Below are 19561 nucleotides of genomic sequence, written 5' to 3'. Positions count from 1 at the left end.
TCCGTAATTAACTTTTATGATGCATTGGGTCGAGCGCCTGCGACAGCGCCGGGAAAAGGGCCTGGCTGTATTGCTGGGTACACCAGCGTCCGGCATCGCTGGCAGATTTATGCGGGGCCAAATAAGGCAATAGCTGCCGGATTTTGTCGTCAAAAGATGAGGCCTGGGCGTATTTGAGCTGAATTTCTTCCAGCTCCAGCTCGGCCATATAATTAAAGTGGTCGCTGGTTTTAAAATGGTCCGACGTGCTTTGCAGCGCAGATGGGGCAGGATGCTGTACTGCGGCATCTCCCAGAATCCAGTCATAAATAAACTGCTGTTCGGTACGGTTAAACAGCCCGAACATCTGGCTTTCCTGCTGATGAATCAGACGCCAGAATTTACTCTGCTCCGGGTCCTGACCTAAACGGATCCAGTCGGTTTCCAGCAGCTGCTGGATAAAACCATCCACGCCTTCGACGGTTTCCAGCCATTGGTTGATGCTGCGGTTGGTAAAAATACATTTATTGTCATGAATGAATTTGCCCATCAGGGCTTTATGCTGGAAAATTTTCTGGATAATGTCGTGCAGATGCAGCCGCTGCAGGATTTTTTCTTCGTTCATGCCTTGCTGGCTTAAGGCATAGCCCAGCTGAATCAGGCGCAGATATTGAGCCTGCTGTTTTTCGTCCGGGGCCAGACTGGCAATGGCATGTAGCACAGGCGTATGCCGTGATGTTGAACGCTGCTGTGGCTGAAAACAGCGGGTGTGAATACCGAGTTCTTTCAGTTCATGCGCAATGATCAGCTGATGCAGCGAGCACAGGTGTTTGCCAATATGAAACCCTAAGGTCAAAGGCATGAAATCGGTAGGGCAGTACGCCAGTGCCAGCTGAATTGCAGCCTGATGAAAATAGCCATCTTCCAGACCGAGTACAAAGTTATCTAGCTGCAGGGTTTCAAGCAGTGCATTGAACTGATACAGCTGATGCTGCTGCGTGTGACCATAGGCCAGAGCTTGCAGATACAGCTGAATCAGCTCGGTATAGCGCCGGTCATCCCAGTGCTGGCTAAAACTGTAGAGCCAGGCTGCCTGCGCACGCTGGGTCGGGGCAATCTTGATCAGAAACTCATAAGCATCGGACAGGCAGTGAAAATATTCGCGTGGCTGTCCCCAGGCACGGTGCTTTAAATAATATTCAAATTCGAGCTGGGCTTGCTGTTCATGCTGGATCATCCAGTGCTCCAGCTGATCCAGCTGGCTAGGGAAATCGGGTAGGGCCAACGGCAGGGTTTCAATTTCATTTTTTAAACTGAACAGGGCTTTTTGTTGTTTGGCGGTGGGAGCAATATCGGCATCTAAATAAAAGGACACCAGATCAAAATAGCTTTCAGGCACATCATTGAGTATGTCTAATAATCTTTGTTTGACGACCGTTGGCATTATTCTGCTCCATGATTTAACCCTAGAAAACAGTAATCTAGTTGGCTGTAAACTTAAGCCTGAGTTGTGTGGCTTCATGTAAAGTATGTATATGGGCAATTAACCTATAGGTATAAAAATCAGAGGGTTATATTTTTAGTTTTAAAAAATAAATGAAATGTTACTTTTCAGAAAAAAGCACTGAAAAAGAGCTATGTTTAAATCGGAAGGAATAATTATATTCAGGATGGGTATAAATGAATAAATGCTGCCAGTTACTTGCCAAAAAGAAATTAAAAGTCACCTTTATTGAAAGTGCTTCGGCAGGGTATCTGGCCTATCGTTTTTCATTAAATAAAAATTCAGGCGATATTTTAAATGGCAGCCTGGTCTGTTATGACGCCAATTTAAAAGTCAGTATTTTAAAAATTTCAAAGAAATTCCTGGAGAAATACTCTCCTGAATCTGCCGAAGTGACAGAACAGCTGGTTTTAAAAGCCAAACAGATCATTGATTCTGATATTTTTGTTGGCTGTACCGGTTTATTAAAACGTGGTGGCTCTGAAACTAAGGAAAAACCGGTCGGAACATTTTTTTACTGTATTTCGTATCAGAATAAACTGCATCATTATCGCTGTGTATTTAATGGCACCAAAAAGAAAAAACTGGAACAGCTGTCGCGGGCAATTAGTCAGAGTATTATTGAAGTAGTCAAGCAAAAATAATAGGAATATATAAATCAAATAGACAACCCAAAATAGAAAATCTGCAGAGATAAAACCCTTAGATATAAAAAAGTTATAGGTCATAATGACCTATAACTCTGAACCGTATCAGAACCAGACTGAGGGCAATCTAGTTTCTATCCCAGGCATCTTTAATCGCGTGCTTGGCCTGTTCCCATTTTAAGCGAGAATCTGCTTTAAACTCTTCCCAGCGCTGTTTCAGGTCGCCTTCAGAACTTTCAAAGTCGCGATCTGTGCCATATTCACTGCGGGCACGTGTACCGAGGTCATAAGCAGAAGATAAGTCCCGATCATAATCAATATCTGGGATATCTCTTTTAAAATCATTGTAGTAAGGACGGTCTGCATGGTTGTCACGCCAGTACCCATGTGGATCATTTGCATTGTTGACCATGATCATCTCCTTCGATTATTTATAATAAAAATAAGTGAAAAACAAAAAATGGTTTTACATATCTTCATCATCTAAGAGATTGTTTTGCTGCTGCGCATTCTGGTTATGGCGTTGTTGACCATATTGCTGCGGTTGTTGCTGTTGCTGTTGCTGGTTTTGTTGTTGCTGCTGGTTGCCCTGATGTTGAGGCTGTTGCTGCTGTTGATCTTGCTGGCGTTGCTGATTGCCTTGTTGCTGGTTATTTTGCTGTTGTTGAGGTTGCTGTTGCTGCAGACGGTCTTGTTGCTGCTGATTGCCTTGCTGTTGAGGCTGCTGTTGCTGTTGGTTTAAACCATTGTTTTGATTTTGCATTTGAACACCTCTTTTATAGATATCGACGCTATCGCTAGCGCGCTGAAATCATCTGAGAAAAACAGATAGCTTCTTTTTAACATGAAACATCTCATGAAAAACCCTGGCTCTGTTACATCTTATTTAGTTGTAAGCGGTGATTTTAAGCCGGCATTTTTAATTGGCTGTCCTACATAGGATTTTTAAGAATGTAATCTTTTGTGTAATTACATTTTTCGTGATTTTATATATAACTTTACATTTCTTTATTTTAAGTAGCTGCTAGATAAAATGTGTTTTAAATATATTTTAAGCTTTCAGATTTTTTATTTATTTTATTTAAATAAAAGGAAAATACTCGGATTTATTTATGCTGGAAAATAGACGGGTAATAAATAAATTGAAGGATCAAAAGGTTGAGACAAAATAAAAAAACCATTACATTGATGCAGTAAGACAAGAAAAAGGATAACAAAGATGCTGGTGGTTGAGGAAATTTACCGCAGTAAAAAGAATGAAAATTCGGTGCATTTTAATCTGAAAATACAGCGCAGCCTGAGCTGGTTTAAAAAAGCCCTGAGTCTGGATCAGGAGCTGGATTTCAAGTTTATGAGTTTATGGATTGCCTTTCAGGCCATTTACCGTGAAGATGCGGCCAGTCCATCCGCTGCGCAGTTACAGCAGTTTTTTCAGCTTCTGCACCAGCAGGATGAAACCCGAAAAATTGATTATGTGTTATGGGAAAAATACCAGCAGCAGATTCAGGCCCTGTTGGCGCACCCGTATACCCATCCGGAATTTTGGGCCTATCAGCATTTACAGCTCACGCGCGATGAATGGCAGCAGCGCGCTGCCCAAGAGCAGATTGATCTGCAACAGACCTTGCAAAATAAACAGTCGGTGGCCTTGCTAATGGCGGTGTTTAAACGTTTTGACAGTCTGCGTCACCAGTTTACCAGCGGCGGTGCCAACTATAACAGCCTGTTAAACCGTGACATTCTGGCTGGGGCAACCAGTATTTTTGCTGCCTTAATTCCATCCTTTATTCAGATTCTGCTGGAATATCCGGCCAGTATTGATTCGGCCCAGCCACATTATCCGATGGTGCAGGTGTCTTAAACCTGCCTGCACGATTTATACAGTTTTAAGCCAGTTGCTGGCGGCGCAGATGTTGCTGATCTAACCAGGCAAAACAGGCCGAGCAGAGCACCAGGGTTAAACCAACCAGACAGCTCATGCTCCAGCCGCCATGATGCCAGGCGTAAATGCCCAGTGCAGAACCGCAGGCGCCGCCAATAAAATAGCTGGTCATATAGACTGCGTTCAGGCGTGATTTGGCATCGGGGCGTAAATGGAAAATCACGTTCTGGTTACTGGTATGCACACTGGCCAGTCCCAGGTTAATTAGGCCAAAACCAATAATATAGCTCCATAAATACTGCGCGCCGAAATACAGGAAACTCCAGCTGACCGCCAATAAAGAGAGTCCGGCCCAGGTGATCAGTTTGCCATGACCCCGGTCGGCAATTTTGCCAATTTTTTTGGTAGAGAGTGCGCCGAATACCCCAATTAAAGTGACTAAACCGACTGCGACATCTGGCAGGCCAAAAGAGGAGCCAAGTAACACCGCAATGGTGGAAAACAGCACGCTCATGGCGGCAAAGGCACTGGCACCAATCAGGGCGCGATAGACCAGCCGTTTTTCCTGGCGGATCAGTTGCAGCATCGAATGCAGGATTTTGCCATAGGCCATGCGCACCGTCGGAATATGTGGCAAGCGTTTTTTCAGAATAATCGCCAGTCCCATCATCAACACGCCACTGATGATATAAATCAGCTGCCAGCCATATAAATTGGACAACAGTCCGGCCAGACTGGTCGACAGTAAAATCCCGACCAGTAAACCACTCATCAGTAGTCCGACCACTTCGCCCATTTTATCCGGCTTGACCGACATGGTGGCAAACGGAATCAGAATCTGCGCGGCCACGGAAAATAGTCCGGTCATGATGGTGCCAATCCAGAGCATTGGCAGATTCACTGAAAAAGCACATAGAAACAGGCCAAACGCGGCCAGAAACATCAGCAGTGGAATGAATTTGGTTTTATTGACGGTATCGCCAACCGGCACAATAAATAACAGCCCCAGCGCATAGGACACCTGGGCAAACGTCACCGTGAGCGCGACTTGGGATTCCGGCACCTGAAAATAAGTATGAATCGAGTTAATCAGCGGCTGGCAATAATAGTTGGCCCCTGCACATAGACCACAAGCCAGCGCCATAAGCCAGAGCAGGGTTTTATCCTGACTAATATCGGGAGAGGTATTCATACAAGGTCCAGTTCAGGTTAATTCATTCAATCGCATCTTCGGCAATACTGAGCATGACGGCCAAAGACCACCATTTGCAACATCCTTTTTGCATGTGCAAGACACATGCACAGCAGTCCGGAACAGGCTGAGCTGACTGATCATGGATCAGGCCATCAGCTTTTTCTTGGACAGGCTAATCATCATCACCCCAATGATATTGAGGGCGCAACCCAGCCATTGCCAGGCATTTAAATATTCATCTAAAAACAGGGTGGCCAGCACAATGGTCAGAATCGGGCCGATAGAGGCGATCATGGCCGAATGAGCGGCTCCCAGGCGTTCGATACTTTGCATTAATAAAATGGTTGGCAACACCGTGACCAGAATACCCAGTCCAATGCCATAGGCATAGACGCTGCCCGGTAATTGACTCAGCCGTTGTAGTGGCTCCGGTACGGCCAGCAGATAATGCAGTAAGGTGCCGAAACAGGCCACACTTAGCGCCAGGCCGGTAAAATTCCAGCTGCCAAATTTCTGGATCAGCCGCGGCGTCACCAGTAAATAGGCGGCAAAAGCCACCGCACTGGCAAATACCAGACTGGCACCAAGCCAGAAGGAATGGCCATCTGGCATGTTTTGCTGTTCTTGTAACATCACCAGTACCGTTCCACCATAACTGAGCAGCAAGGCCAGTATCGTTTTCAGGCTTAAGCGCTGCTTGTAGATCAGGCTGCTGGCTAGAACGGTTAAGGTGGGATACAGAAACAGGATAATCCGTTCCAGTGAGGCGCTAATAAACATGAGCCCCAGAAAGTCGAGCCAGCTGGCAAAATAATAGCCGAGCAGCCCGGCAGCCACGAGCAGTATCCATTCGCGCAGCTGAATCTGGGTATTGCGATGCCGGTTAAACCAGCAGATCAGCAGGAAAAACGGCAGTGCGCTGGCCATCCGCAGGGTCATTAAGGTGGTGGCATCCACCAGAGGTGAAAGTGCGTAGGCTTGCTTGATAAAAATAGCTTTGGTGCTAAATAAAAAGGCCGCGCATAGTGCAAACAGTGAACCTAACTGCGTTCTGGTCAAGGAAATGGACATATTCAGAGCAATTTAATCAAGAGGGCAGGTGTCACCATATTTTCATGCGTTGAGTATAAGCTGTCTGCTCGAAGAAATGAATGTGTAAAGATAGGCTTTATTCTCATTTTATGAAAATTTTAAGATGGTTTATTTCAGGCAAAGATCTATTGATGTCTTGCGGGCAATTGTTGCACAAAAATAGTGCAAAATACGCAAATTTAAGCAGTTGCGCTGCTTTATTCATCATCAGGCAAAATGATCAATAAAAAAACTTTTAATTTTTTATCGCGCTTTCACCGCCAGATGTATGGGTTAAGTCCAGATCAGCGGGCAGGAAATCATTTAGCCAATCGGTGCATTTGCCGCAGGATTTACTTTTCTGCCCGAACATTGGGCAGTTTTGACCAATTTATCCCGGATTCTTCTGTGATTAAGATGTCATTTCAGCCAATCATGAACTGGATGTTCATTTTTTGCTGCGAAAAAGCCGTTCATTATTGGTATTTATCAGCCTGTTGTAAGCCGGCTCTACACGATAAGATTTGTCAAAACAATCAATTTTAAGGAAAGAAAAAACAGAACAGGACGTAATTCGCTGTAAAAAGTCAGGAGCTGTGCTGAAAATTTATACATATTATTTTCAGAGCAGGGCCATGAAGAATATAAAGCCAAATTGATCAATTATATCTGCCACCCTTCTTTTTATGAATCATCAGTTCAAAATATGGGTATTTATTAAATAAATATTGGGTGGTAATTTAAAAAAGTTCAATTAGAATCCAAAAATTCAACAAGAACATAACCTGAGGGGAAGCATCGTTTTGGCGATGTTTACTTAAGAAAAATTAGCTTGAGGAACGCTCATGCAGATCGGAATCCCAACCGAAACTGTCGTCGGTGAAAATCGTGTCGCTGCAACGCCAGAGACAGTAAAGAAGTTGATCAACGCGGGTCATAGCGTGGTTATTGAACGTGGTGCAGGCTTAAAAGCTGCCTATATCGATAGCGCCTATGAGCACGTGGGTGCCAAAATTACGGATGATGCCTATACCGGCAGTCAAATAATTTTGAAAGTTCGCGCACCGAAAGGTGAAGAAATTCAAAAACTTGCTCCTAACTCTACCGTAGTGGCAATGTTTGACCCATACCGCAATACTGAACTTGACCAATTTGCTGCACAGCAGGTGTCTGCATTTGCCCTGGAATTATTGCCACGAACCTTGTCCCGTGCGCAAAACATGGATGTGCTGTCCTCACAAGCCAACCTGGCCGGTTATAAATCGGTATTGCTGGCTGCAGCTGAATACCAGCGTATGTTCCCGATGCTGATGACCGCAGCAGGGACAGTCAAACCTGCCCGTGTCGTGATCATGGGGGTGGGTGTTGCCGGCTTGCAAGCGATTGCGACCGCAAAACGTCTGGGTGCGGTGGTGGAAGCCACTGACCTGCGTCCAACTGCCAAAGATCAGGTTGAATCTCTGGGCGGGAAATGGCTAGACGTGCCGATGTCTGAAGAAGAACAGCAAAAAGCTGCTGATGCCGCCAAAAACGGCTATGGCTGGATGCCGGGCGAACAGTACATCAAAGATCAGGCCATTATTGTCGATAAAGCTGTTTCCAATGCTGACATCGTGATTACCACAGCGTTGTTACCAGGTCGTGATGCACCACGTTTAATCAAGGCAGAAACTGTGGCCAAGATGAAACCGGGTTCAGTCATTCTGGATATGGCGGTAGAAACGGGTGGTAACGTTGAAGGTTCTCAATGTGGTGAAACCGTTGTCACTGAAAATGGCGTGAAAATTCTCGGTATTCCAAATATTCCGTCGACGGTCTCTACTGAAGCATCGGCGCTGTATGCACGTAATGTGCTGAATTTTGTGGAAACCCTTTTTGATAGTGAAAAGAACTTTGCCATCAGTCAGGAAGATGAGATTCAAAAAGCCCTACTGGTTACGCACGGCGGCCAAGTGCTGTTGAAACGAGGTTAAGGAGAACAGTCATGGTTGAAACAATTACAATTTTTGTCCTGGCCATTTTCGTAGGTTACTACGTGGTTTGGGGGGTTACACCTGCATTGCATACGCCACTGATGGCAGTAACCAATGCGTTGTCTTCGATCATTATCGTGGGGGCGATGATTCAAACGGTTGGCTTGCCTGTGTTAGGTGTGGATGCCAATGTGCAGTTTCAGAGCATTAATGTGGTGAGCGTACTTGGTGCGATTGCAGTATTCCTGGCCAGTATTAATATTTTCGGTGGCTTCGCAGTGACTGCGCGTATGCTGGAAATGTTTAAACCAAAACAAAAGAAAAAAGAGGGCTAATTGATGGAATTTATTCGAGACTATGCGGATTGGTTCTACCTGATTGGGGCTGTCCTCTTTATTTTAACTTTACGAGGCCTGTCTGGGCCAAAAACGGCGATTGCTGGTAACCGTTACGGCATGATCGCCATGGCGATTGCCGTATTGACTACCTTCTTTGTGGCGGATCATCCGGTTATCTGGATGATTGTGGGGGCGATGATTCTGGGTGCCATTGTCGGGATTGCCCGTGCGCGTACCGTACCGATGACGCAAATGCCAGAAACCGTAGCACTGATGCACTCACTGGTCGGTCTGGCAGCGGTGTTAATTGCGATTGCAGCGATTATTCATAACAACAAGCTGGTTGAACTGGGTCCAGAGCTGTTGGCAGCCAATGGCGTCAGCTTCCATGAAATGAGCAAAGTGCATTTGTTTGAATTGTTCGTGGGCTGTTTTGTTGGTGCGATTACCTTTACTGCATCGGTATTTGCTTACGGTAAACTGGCAGCGAAAAAATGGGCCAAGACCATTTCGGGTGGCTGGGTTAAACCGGCTCAGGCACTGATTTTCATTGCCATGCTGGGCTTTGGGATTCACTTCTTCTTAAGCGGTAGCATGACCTCGTTCTGGGCCATGACCGCACTGGCTTTAGCCTTTGGCTGGGTCTGGATTGCCCCAGTCGGTGGTGGCGACATGCCGGTGGTGGTATCACTGCTCAACTCCTTCTCGGGCTGGGCGGCAGCAGGGATTGGTTTTACCTTGGAAAACAACATGCTGATTGTGGCGGGTTCACTGGTTGGTTCATCAGGTGCAATTCTGTCGTACATCATGTGTAAAGCCATGAACCGTTCAATCATCAACGTTTTGTTTGGTGGTGCGATGGGTGGGGCGGCAGCGCCTACCGCAGGTGCGGGTGAGCAGGTACAGCGTAACTACCGTTCAGGTTCTGCAGATGATGCTGGCTTCTTAATGTCCAATGCGGACAGCGTGGTGATTGTGCCGGGTTATGGTATGGCACAAGGCCGTGCGCAAAATGCGGTGAAAGAACTGGCCAACTTGCTGAAAGAGCAGGGTGTAACGGTGCGTTTTGCGATTCACCCGGTGGCGGGTCGTATGCCAGGTCACATGAACGTCTTGCTTGCTGAAGCCGACGTGCCGTATGAAGACATTCTGGAAATGGACGAGATTAACTCGGACTTCCCGGCAACGGATGTGGTATTGGTGATAGGTGCCAACGACGTAGTCAACCCGGCAGCCAAAGACGATCCAAACTCGCCAATTTACGGTATGCCAATTCTGGAAGCACATAAAGCACGTACCATTATGGTGATCAAGCGCTCAATGGCGACTGGTTATGCAGGTCTGGACAATGACCTGTTCTATAACGACAAGACTATGATGGTCTTCGGTGATGCCAAGAAAGTGGTTGAAGACATGACCAAAGCGATTAACGGTACGGGTCACTAAGACGTCCGATACCCGCGTTCAAAATCCCCCTCGATTGAGGGGGATTTTTTAATATCTGTGACTAAATAGAATCTTTTATTACATACGATTCAATCTTTGGGTTGGGGGGAGATCGAGAAGCACTGCCGAGAGGTTTAAGTTCAGCTATTGGGAAGTGGAAAAATCAGTCGGTGTCTGGATTCAGCTGTGACCAGCTCTTATTTTGACCCAATAAAAAAGCGACCTTCAGGTCGCTTTTTGGGAAATCTTAGTTTACAGATTCAGGTGCTGTACGCCATAAGCTTTCTAGGTCGTAGAACTTACGGGCAGTTGGAAGCATGACATGTACCACCACGATACCCAGATCAATCAAGATCCATTCAGCATCGCGTTCACCTTCCATACCAATCGGGCGGAAGCCTGCTTTACGTGCTTCTTCAGCAACGTTATCAGCAAGAGATTTAACATGACGGGTTGAGGTGCCGCTAGCAATCACAATAGCATCTGCAACATTGCTGATGCTGCTAACATCAAGCTCAACAATTTCTTTGGCTTTTACATCTTCAAGGGCATCGCGCACAACTTGCAGGCAAGCGTGTACGTCATTGTTTGGGGAAGTCATTGCGAGATCGTGAGAATTAGAAGCGCCGGGCGATGGTTCTAAATTCATAAAGGGTATAATTTCCTGACAATTATTCATTGTCTAATATAGCGGCTTTGAGCCTAAATTTCAAATCTATGACAGTGCCGAATTATTGATATTCGGCAAAGTATTTGTTTTTCCACGCAAAGGAATTTGCTGAATCTTTGCTCGGTCGATATTCCGCCGCCACATAGCCTGCATAGTTACTGTGTTTGAGCCAGTCAAACACTTCCGCAAAGGCAATGTCGCCGGTATCCGGTTCATGACGACCCGGGCAGTCGGCAAACTGGATATGGCCAATCTGTTGGATATTCTCGATCAGTCCTTCCAGTACGTTTTCACCCATCATGGCCATGTGATAGCAGTCATACTGCATTTTTAGCGCCGGATGTTGCACCGCTTCAAGCATCTCTTGGGCCTGGGCAATGTTCTGTACTAAAAAGTGCGGCATGTCGGTGCCATTAATCATTTCCATTACCGGCTGGATCTGCTGGCTGCTAAGCATATGGCTGGCCATTTTCAGGTTCTCGGCCAGTGTTCTGAGGCAAGGCAGCAGATCGGCATCCTGGGGCTGTTTACCAGCCAGAATATTGACACTTGGCACTTTGAGTGCAACCGCGTATTCAATGGCCTGTTCAACGGCATGACGAAACTCGATTTCCTTGCCCGGCACACCGGCCAGCCCGTTGCCGCCTTGCATTAAATCTCCGGCCGGAACATTAATCAGGCACAGCGTCAGTTCATGCAAGGTTAGCTGGCTTTGAATCTGCGCAATGCTCAGTTCATACGGAAACTGGATTTCAACATGCTGGAAGCCGTGTTGTCTGGCCAGTGCAAAGCGCTCAAGTAGCGGCACTTCAGTAAAAATCATAGAAAGATTTACGGCAAGTTTCGTCATAAACAATGTCCTGCATTCCCTGTGCAAAGGGTGAAATTAAGTGGTCTGTTCCACCTGTTGAATGACCGTGGATAAATCTGCTTCCGCAAAGCCTTTGGCCTGATGCGCTTGCAGTTGTTGCAAAGCCTGCTGTGCCACCGGAATATTCAGCTGATAATGCGCAGCCAGGGTCAGGGCATTGTTCAGGTCTTTGGACAGGGTCTGGACTTTCCACTGCACCGGTTCAAAGCTATGACTGGCCATGCGCGGGGTTAGAATCTGAAACGGTTTGGAGTCAGCAAATCCACCGGCCAGTGCGGGTGCCAGTAAAGTGGTGTCTACCCCAGCTTGAGCTGCAAGCGCGACAGCTTCGGCAATCAGGGTACTGTTGGCCGCGACAATCAGCTGGTTACAGATTTTGGTGGCCTGTCCGGTGCCACTGGCGCCCATACGGGTCACGCGCTGTGAGAGCACATTATAAATCAGGGTCAGTTTTTCAATGGTGGCGGCATCACCGCCGGCAAAGATAACCAGGGTGCCTTGTTCTGCGCCCGCTGTGCCGCCCGACACTGGTGAATCAATCCACTCCACCTGCTGACGGGCTGCCTGTTCAGCCAGTGTCAGGGTTTTATCCACAGACAGGCTGGAGAAATCCACAATCACCTGCTTGGCCTGTAAATGCGGCTGAATCTGCTCAAAAACGGCTTGGACTGCATTGTCATCGGCCAGGCAGCTTAAAATTACCGGATATTGACCAATCTTTTCTAGGGCCAGTGCTTCAGCACCCATGTCCAGCAGTTCCTCACAGGCAGCAGCAGTGCGGTTCCAGACCGCGACCCGAAAACCGGCATGAATCAGACGTGCTGCCATGCGTGTGCCCATTAAGCCCATACCCAGAAAGGCGATGGGCGTATTGCGATCAAAACTCATGCTTCTCTTCCCGATCTTGATGCTCTGTGCTTAGTTAAATTGACGCGGTAAAAAACTGGTGTCAGGTTGCTTGTCTTTTTTACGCGCCAGTTGACTGTTTTTGCCAAGCAGTAATTTCAGCTGCCAGATTTTTTCCAGACGTAAGGATTTTTGTGGATTATGTTCCATGGCATCTAGCACCTGTTTGGCCGCAGCCAGCGCATCCGGAGAACGCTGCGCCAGTTCCTGCGCCAGAATCTGGGCATGATCCAGTGGTGTGTCACTTAAGTGGGTGACTAAGCCAATTTCTTTGGCATATTGCGCTTCAAAAATACGGGCGGTGAGGGTCAGTTCTTTGGCCAGGTCCAGGCCAATCAGGCCTTTTAAAGAGCGGCTCAGACCCATATCCGGTACCAGCCCCCAGCGGCTTTCCATAATTGACATCTGGGTTTTAGGATGGGCAATACGAATATCTGCTGCCAGTGCCAGTTGCATCCCGGCTCCAAAACAGTAACCTTCAATCGCAGCAATCACAGGGACGGGCAATTCCTGCCAGATCAGAAAGGCTTTTTGAAACAGGCTCTGGCCGGGTTTGAGTAATTCCCAGGCGGCAAAGGCACGATTTTGCGGATTGTTTAAATCGGCCAGATCAATACCGGCACTAAACACTTCGGCTTCACCAGTCAGAATGACGCAGCGCAAGCTACGGTCTTTTTTTAGCTGCCTGGCAGTTTTGACCAGCTGTTTTAATAATGCAAAGCTCATGGCATTGCGTTTTTCCGGGCGATTCAGTCGCACAATGGCAATGCCGTTATTTTTTTCTACCTGTACTATGGTCATGGTCTAAACTCTTATTTTTCCTCTGTTGAGCATAGCATGCAGATACGCATGATACATGACAGGGCAGTCACATCCATCTTTCAAGACCCTGACTTTAGTCGAGTCAGACTACTGCGTGTGCTTGTTTAGAATCTGCTCGGCGGCATGTTCAACCTGAGCAATCACAGCTTGTAATTCATCAAAGCGTCTTAGCACTTCCTGAATAAAGGCATCATCGGCTTTACGGCGTTCTTTACGTAAGGTCGAAACAAACTGCTCAAAAGAACCGGTGGCTTCCTGCAGGCTTGGGGTGCCGACATAACGGGTGGCGCCATACAGGCGATGCAGCACATGCTCCAGTTGCGGGAAATCTTCCAGTTCAATCAGCTGCTGCATTTCATGCAGTTCGGTGGCAAAGCTGTCGAGCAGCATACGCAGCAGATCCAGTGCCAGATCTTCCTTGTTGGCGGCCAGCATCAGGCTTTGCTGCCAGTCAAGAACCAGCGGATCAAGCGCTTCAATCACCACGGCTTTTTCCACTGCCGGTACCTTGTTAAAGTTTTCAGTGGTCCAGTGGGTCAGAATCTGGATGATCTGTTCAATCTGGATTGGCTTGGTGACGTAATCATCCATGCCGACTTTCAGCAGGTTCTGTTTTTCATCGGCCAGCGCATGCGCGGTCAGGGCGATAATTGGCAGGCGTTTATGCTTGTCGAGGGTGGACTCCAGCGAGCGGATGGCGCGGGTGGTATCAATCCCGGACATCACCGGCATCTGAATATCCATAAACACCAGATCAAACGGTTTGGCATCCTGTTCAATCCGCTCTTGCAGGATATTCAGGGCTTCCTGACCGCTCAGCGCTTTGGTGGTGGTGACATTCAGTTCACCTAACAAGGCTTCTAAAACAATCAGGTTTGGCAAGTGGTCATCTACCGCCAGCACATGCAGCCCCTGTCCATCAAAGACTTCGGTGCCTGTATCTTCAAACGGATTTTCATTGTTCAGTAACTGAATCAGCGCGCCACGGCTTAAAGGCTGATACAGCGGGCGGGTGCGATATTCATTCAGCATGCTTGGATCAAGCGCCATCTGGTAGCCGTAAATGGCCAGATTGCCCTGATAGCGGCTGCGAATTTCTTTCAGTAAGGCTTCGGTGTCACCGCTATGATCGACAATTAACCAGGTGTCTTCTTCCGGTGTAGACAGGTGATTGAGTCGGCTGAATAAGTCCAGAATCGAAGTGGTTTCGGTATGCTGGACCTGATAATTTTCCAGATAGTGACGCAGCACATTGGCGGTTGCCGGATGCGCCAGATAGGACACCACATGCTTGTTGGCAAAGCGTGGGTGCACAATAATCTCATCCTCATCAATGCTGAATACGGCAGTAAACCAGAAGGTCGAGCCTTTTTCAGTCGGTGCGCGTTCCTGGTTGTCTTCAAAGCCAATCTGGCCCTGCATTAAATGTACCAGCTGCTTGGAAATCGCCAGACCCAGACCGGTCCCGCCAAACTGACGGGTCACAGAAGCATCGCCTTGCGAGAAGGATTCAAACAGTTTTTTCCGGTCGGTGCCGCTTAAACCAATACCGCTGTCCTGCACGCTAAAATGAATCATGCTCTGACCGATATCTTCATGTTCAATGCGCGCACGTACAATAATTTCACCATCCGGGGTGAATTTAATGGCATTGGAAATCAGGTTGGTCAGCACCTGCTTAAAGCGCAGGGCATCGCCAATCACATGCTTTGGCACGTTGTCAGCATAATAAAAGGCCATCGCAATCTGCTTCTGCGCGGCCAGCGGCGACAGCATGTCCATTACATCATAAATGGCTTCTTCCAGATCAAAAGGTGCGGTTTCCAGTTCCAGTTTGCCGGCATCAATTTTCGAGAAATCCAGTACATCGTTAATCAGCGCCAGCAGATGCGCCGAGGATTTGCGAATGGTTTGCAGATACAGGTTCTGCTCATTGCTGAGATTACCCTGGCGCAGTAATAAATGGATAAAGCCATCAATACTGTTCAGCGGAGTACGTAATTCATGGCTGATATTGGCCAGGAAGACCGATTTGGACTGGTTGGCTGAAATCGCCTGGTCACGTGCCTGACGGTAAGTAATGTTCTGGACTTCCAAGGTATCTAGGGTGCGGCGCAAGTCATCTTCGGTCTGTTCGGTATGTTCTTTTAGTTCCAGAAAGCTGAAATGCAGACGCTTGACCACATTGGCAATATCACGCTGCAATAAACGCAGCTCGCCGGTACTGTTAATTACCATGTGCTGATCTAGCGTGTCGGCATTCAGGCGTTGCAGTTGCATACGGATTTCGTACATTGGCGCAATCCAGCGGCGCGAATAGAAATTTAGACACAGCAACAGAAGCATCAGGGTCAGCAGGCCGGTGGTAATCAGCACGGTCATGACCCGATAACGGGCAATTTCCAGGGGTTGATTGTCTAGTTCGATTAGCAGCCAGGCATACTGGCTCTGGCTTTCATCAATACGTAAACCATAGACATGGCTGTCTTTATGCTGAATGGGGCCAAAGAAGGCGGCATCGCGCGGAAAACTGGGCCAGCCGGCCTGATCTTGATAGCCCATACTCAGGCGACTACGGCCTTGGGAATCAATAATGGCAGTCCGAAGTAAATGCTTTTCATTGAGCAGGTTTTGCATATAGCTGCGCGCCTGCTCATATTGCCAGGGAAAGGTGTTGAGCTGCTGCAAGGCCACTTCAGACAGCATTTCATAGCGGGTTAAAATCGCAATCGCCATCTGCTTTTGCTGGGCGCGCGCTGCATTCGAGGTTTCGGTCAGAACCAGCCCTGCACCGACTGCCGCCAGCACCATAATGGGCACAAATATCAGGGCAATCAGTTGCCCATAAGCATGATTTAAATGTAGGCGCTTAAATAACTTTTTATTGATATTTGACATGGTTAAAGCAGTTTATTCGTTCTGCCGAGCAGTTTAGCACGCTTTATTTTAAAACTGACTGTGCTTTAAGCACTTTCACGAAAAAGCTGGTGAAAAGAGTGCAGGCGGGTGGTTTTTTTCATACAATATGCGCACCTAGAGAAAGGTGCAAATAATGAGTAATACCACCCCTGATTTCCAAGCCGATGAATTTCTATTAGATCATTATGTGGGCAAAACGCCATTGGTACGCTTGCAGCGTCTTGCAAGTCATACCCAAGCCACGGTGTTGGCCAAATTGGAAGGCAACAATCCGGCAGGTTCAGTCAAAGACCGCCCAGCGTATAACATGATTATGCAGGCGGAAAAGCGCGGTCAGATCAAACCGGGTGATACCTTGATTGAAGCCACCAGCGGAAATACGGGGATTGCACTGGCCATGGTGGCTGCCATGCGTGGTTATCAGATGAAACTGATCATGCCGAATAACATGAGTCAGGAACGTAAAGATGCCATGCGTGCCTATGGCGCCGAACTGATTGAAGTGACCAAAGAACAGGGCATGGAAGGAGCACGTGACCTGGCCCTGCAAATGCAGGCCGAAGGTAAAGGTCTGGTACTGAACCAGTTTGGCAACCCGGACAATGTCGAAGCGCATTACTTGACCACCGGGCCGGAAATCTGGCAGCAAACTGGCGGTAAAATTACCCACTTTGTCAGCTCGATGGGGACCACTGGCACCATTATGGGGGTATCCAAATACCTGAAAGAAATGAATCCGGATATTCAGATTGTTGGGTTACAGCCTTCAGATGGTTCCAGCATTGCCGGTATTCGCCGCTGGCCAGAAGAATATTTACCGACCATTTTTGACCGCAGTCGTGTCGACCGGATTATTGATATTCCGCAAATTGAAGCCGAGCGGACCATGCGTAAACTGGCACAAAAAGAAGGTATCAGTGCCGGGACGTCATCGGGTGGTGCGGTCTGGGCTTCGCTGAAACTGGCAGAAGAAAACCCGGGTGCGGTGATTGTCTGTATTATCTGCGACCGGGGTGACCGTTATTTATCGACCGGTTTATTTTCAGTTCAAGATCCTGAATAAACCACTTTCAAGCTGTAGAGAAAATTATGCGTCTACCGGTGTTGGTATTTGATATTGAAACATGGACTGACCTGAAGTCGGGGGCGCATCTGTATGGTCTGGATTTGCCTGAGGCAGATCTGGAGCAGGCGCTGATGAAGCTGCGCCGTCAGGAATCGGGCATGGATTTTCAGCGTTTGCCGCTGCATGAAATTGTCTGTATTTCCGGTCTGTGGATTGATGAAACCGGCTTAATGACCCTGTTTTCTTTTAGCCGGGAACAGTATACCGAAGCCGAAATCCTGAAAAAATTTCTGTCGATTTTTGACAAGCGTCATCCGACTCTGGTGAGCTGGAACGGTTCGCAGTTTGATTTGCCGGTGATTTTATATCGTGCCATGTATCATGGCCTGTCTGCGCCAAGTCTGTTTGATCAGGGCGAAATTGACACGCAAAAGCGCTATAATAACTACCAGAACCGCTATCATCAGCGGCATATTGACTTGATGGATGTGATGGCCATGTTTAATGGCCGGAATTTCCAGAAACTGGATGATATGGCGCATCTGCTGGGTTTTCCGGGTAAACGCGGTGAAGCCGGTTATCATGTGCCGGAATATATCCGCGCCGGTGAATGGCTCAAACTCACCAGCTATTGTGAAGGTGATGTGCTGAATACCTGGCTGATCTATCTGCGCTGGCTCTTGCTGAAAGGGCAGTTGCAGCTGGATGATCATCGCCTGTGGGTTCAGACCACCATCCAGTATTTATCCAGCCTGCCACAGCATGGCGAGTTCCTCGCAGCCTGGCGCCAGAATGCACAAGCCACATACTTTACTGCTGCAGACTTCCCATCTTCCACACTTTAGGTGCTCATGAAACATCGTCCATCCGCTCGTCCAGCTCAACCCCTGATCCATACCTTTCAGGTTGAGTCGCTGTCCCATGAAGGGCGCGGGATTGCACACTATGGTTCACAGCCTGAACATCCGCAGGATAAACACGGCAAGAAGGTGTTTATTCAGGGTGCCTTGCCGGGTGAAACAGTCAAAGCACGGATTCATCATGTCACCAAACGGTTAGAAGAAGCCGACTGTATCGAACTGTTATCTGCACCTGCCGAGATGCGGGTCGAGCCGCCGTGTCCGTATTTTGGTGTCTGTGGCGGCTGCAATATGCAGCATATCCAGCTGGATGAGCAGATTCGTTTAAAACAGGATGTACTCAAGTCGCACCTGCAGCATTTTGCCGGCATTCAACCGGATGAATGGCTGACACCGTTACGTTCAACCCGGGAGGATTATCGCCGCCGTGCCCGGATCGGGGTGCGTTATTTCCCGAATAAAGACAAACTGGTGGTCGGTTTCCGGGAGCGCCAGAGCAACCGGCTGACCTCAATTGACCGCTGTCTGATTCTGGACCGTGAACTCGGTTCAATCACCCGCCTGAAACAACTACTCCAAAGTCTAAAAGGCAAAGCCGACATTGGTCATGTAGAATTGGCAATGGGTGACACGGAAATTGCTCTGTTGGTCCGGCATACGGAAAAATTATCTGAGTCAGATGTCAACCAACTGCTCAAATTTGCGTTACAGAAACAATGGCAACTGTATCTGCAGCCTGCGGGACCAGACAGTGTGCAACGTGTAGATCAACCTGATCAGGCCATGCGTCTGCATTATGCACTGCCGGAATTTGAGCTGAAATTTGCTTTCCATCCGCTGGATTTTACCCAGGTAAATTCCACCGTGAATCCGCAAATGGTCAAGCTGGCATGTGATTTGCTTCAGTTGCAGGCAGGTGAGCGTGTGCTGGATCTGTTTTGTGGATTAGGCAATTTCTCTTTACCTTTGGCGCGCTGTGTCGGCGAAAGTGGTACGGTGGTTGGCGTGGAAGGTTCAGATGAAATGGTGCATCGTGGTGCGGAAAATGCCCAGCTGAACGGGTTAACTCAGGTGAAATTCTTTTCACAAGATTTAACAAAAGATTTTTCGCATCATTCTTGGGCAAATCAAGGATTTGATGCATTATTGATTGACCCTCCGCGCTCCGGTGCCGAGGAAGTCATGCATTATGTGCCCAAATTTGGTGCGGCAAGAATCGTTTATGTGTCATGTAATCCGGCTACACTTGCAAGGGATGCGGGGATGCTGGTGCAACAGGGCTATCGTTTAAGCAAAGCCGGGGTGATGGATATGTTTAGCCATACCGGTCATGTAGAATCGATTGCCTTATTTGAGCAAGAAAAATCAATAAACGATTTATAGAAAATGAAGTATATAGAGGTAGGAGTAGG

18 protein-coding genes are annotated in these 19561 nt (G+C 47.7%); 8 read left to right on the top strand and 10 right to left on the bottom strand.

From position 1 onward, the window contains the following. Window positions 1-7 precede the first annotated feature (7 nt). The gene (locus FTT89_RS04540; protein WP_180172725.1) at window positions 8-1423 is read right to left on the bottom strand and encodes a hypothetical protein; all 1416 of its coding nucleotides are present in this window, start codon (window positions 1421-1423) and stop codon (window positions 8-10) included. Between the two features lie 236 nt (window positions 1424-1659). Between FTT89_RS04540 and FTT89_RS04535 the strand changes: the two genes are divergently transcribed. Beyond that, window positions 1660-2127 carry a CinA family protein gene (locus tag FTT89_RS04535; RefSeq protein WP_160242814.1) on the top strand — a complete coding sequence of 156 codons (468 nt, stop codon included), beginning with the start codon at window positions 1660-1662 and terminating at the stop codon, window positions 2125-2127. A 130-nt stretch (window positions 2128-2257) separates the two neighbouring features. Here FTT89_RS04535 and FTT89_RS04530 read toward each other — a convergent pair whose 3' ends face one another. Both FTT89_RS04530 and FTT89_RS04525 read right to left on the bottom strand, forming a co-directional pair. Further along, complete coding sequence (locus FTT89_RS04530; RefSeq protein ID WP_005180111.1) at window positions 2258-2542, bottom strand: hypothetical protein; 285 nt, start codon at window positions 2540-2542, stop codon at window positions 2258-2260. 54 nt (window positions 2543-2596) lie between these two features. Further along, complete coding sequence (locus tag FTT89_RS04525) at window positions 2597-2893, bottom strand: hypothetical protein (protein WP_180061454.1); 297 nt, start codon at window positions 2891-2893, stop codon at window positions 2597-2599. 456 nt (window positions 2894-3349) lie between these two features. On the opposite strand from FTT89_RS04525, the gene FTT89_RS04520 reads away from it, so the two are divergent. Then, on the top strand, window positions 3350-3991 hold the full coding sequence (locus FTT89_RS04520; protein WP_180006607.1) for a hypothetical protein: 642 nt from the start codon (window positions 3350-3352) through the stop codon (window positions 3989-3991). Between the two features lie 25 nt (window positions 3992-4016). Here the strand turns inward: FTT89_RS04520 and FTT89_RS04515 are convergent, their stop codons facing one another. Together FTT89_RS04515 and FTT89_RS04510 are read right to left on the bottom strand one after the other, a co-directional pair. Then, entirely contained in the window at window positions 4017-5204 is a 1188-nt protein-coding gene (locus tag FTT89_RS04515; protein WP_075167480.1) for an MFS transporter, read from the bottom strand. Between the two features lie 147 nt (window positions 5205-5351). Next, the gene (locus FTT89_RS04510; RefSeq protein WP_005180104.1) at window positions 5352-6278 is read right to left on the bottom strand and encodes a DMT family transporter; all 927 of its coding nucleotides are present in this window, start codon (window positions 6276-6278) and stop codon (window positions 5352-5354) included. An 845-nt stretch (window positions 6279-7123) separates the two neighbouring features. On the opposite strand from FTT89_RS04510, the gene FTT89_RS04505 reads away from it, so the two are divergent. The 3 genes from FTT89_RS04505 to FTT89_RS04495 are packed head-to-tail and all read left to right on the top strand — an operon-like array spanning window position 7124 to window position 10035. Beyond that, window positions 7124-8251: a Re/Si-specific NAD(P)(+) transhydrogenase subunit alpha gene (locus tag FTT89_RS04505; protein ID WP_075174856.1), complete on the top strand. Its 1128-nt coding sequence runs from the start codon at window positions 7124-7126 to the stop codon at window positions 8249-8251. Window positions 8252-8262: 11 nt separating this feature from the next. Then, window positions 8263-8586 (top strand): proton-translocating transhydrogenase family protein, encoded by a 324-nt coding sequence (locus FTT89_RS04500; RefSeq protein ID WP_005180100.1) that lies wholly within the window; start codon window positions 8263-8265, stop codon window positions 8584-8586. A gap of 3 nt (window positions 8587-8589) precedes the next feature. Beyond that, entirely contained in the window at window positions 8590-10035 is a 1446-nt protein-coding gene (locus tag FTT89_RS04495; RefSeq protein WP_180087769.1) for an NAD(P)(+) transhydrogenase (Re/Si-specific) subunit beta, read from the top strand. A gap of 247 nt (window positions 10036-10282) precedes the next feature. On the opposite strand, the gene rsfS is transcribed toward FTT89_RS04495, so the two are convergent. The 5 genes from rsfS to FTT89_RS04470 all read right to left on the bottom strand — a co-directional run bounded on the left by rsfS (window position 10283) and on the right by FTT89_RS04470 (window position 16202). Next, complete coding sequence (rsfS, locus tag FTT89_RS04490; protein WP_005180097.1) at window positions 10283-10684, bottom strand: ribosome silencing factor; 402 nt, start codon at window positions 10682-10684, stop codon at window positions 10283-10285. Between the two features lie 82 nt (window positions 10685-10766). After that, window positions 10767-11555: a hydroxypyruvate isomerase family protein gene (locus tag FTT89_RS04485; RefSeq protein WP_180087768.1), complete on the bottom strand. Its 789-nt coding sequence runs from the start codon at window positions 11553-11555 to the stop codon at window positions 10767-10769. Window positions 11556-11591: 36 nt separating this feature from the next. Beyond that, a complete protein-coding gene (locus tag FTT89_RS04480) occupies window positions 11592-12464 on the bottom strand; it encodes an NAD(P)-dependent oxidoreductase (protein ID WP_160242819.1) in 873 nt (290 codons plus the stop codon). Window positions 12465-12494: 30 nt separating this feature from the next. Next, window positions 12495-13283 carry a crotonase/enoyl-CoA hydratase family protein gene (locus FTT89_RS04475; RefSeq protein ID WP_016658615.1) on the bottom strand — a complete coding sequence of 263 codons (789 nt, stop codon included), beginning with the start codon at window positions 13281-13283 and terminating at the stop codon, window positions 12495-12497. A 108-nt stretch (window positions 13284-13391) separates the two neighbouring features. After that, complete coding sequence (locus FTT89_RS04470; protein ID WP_180087767.1) at window positions 13392-16202, bottom strand: ATP-binding protein; 2811 nt, start codon at window positions 16200-16202, stop codon at window positions 13392-13394. Window positions 16203-16356: 154 nt separating this feature from the next. Here FTT89_RS04470 and cysM point away from each other — a divergent pair, with 154 nt between their 5' ends. Genes cysM through rlmD form a run of 3 tightly spaced genes read left to right on the top strand, consistent with a single transcriptional unit; the run spans window position 16357 to window position 19532 of the window. Beyond that, window positions 16357-17286, top strand: coding sequence for a cysteine synthase CysM (gene cysM, locus FTT89_RS04465; protein WP_160240986.1), 930 nt, complete (start codon window positions 16357-16359; stop codon window positions 17284-17286). Between the two features lie 26 nt (window positions 17287-17312). After that, the gene (locus tag FTT89_RS04460; protein WP_005180079.1) at window positions 17313-18134 is read left to right on the top strand and encodes a 3'-5' exonuclease; all 822 of its coding nucleotides are present in this window, start codon (window positions 17313-17315) and stop codon (window positions 18132-18134) included. 6 nt (window positions 18135-18140) lie between these two features. Then, window positions 18141-19532 carry a 23S rRNA (uracil(1939)-C(5))-methyltransferase RlmD gene (gene rlmD, locus FTT89_RS04455; protein ID WP_005180076.1) on the top strand — a complete coding sequence of 464 codons (1392 nt, stop codon included), beginning with the start codon at window positions 18141-18143 and terminating at the stop codon, window positions 19530-19532. The last annotated feature ends 29 nt before the right edge of the window (window positions 19533-19561 follow it).

Source organism: Acinetobacter sp. YH01025, assembly GCF_013420185.1.
GTDB classification, from domain to species: Bacteria; Pseudomonadota; Gammaproteobacteria; order Pseudomonadales; family Moraxellaceae; genus Acinetobacter; species Acinetobacter indicus.
Note: the sequence above shows the minus strand (reverse complement) of the source record. Positions and strands in the feature narration are given on the sequence as shown.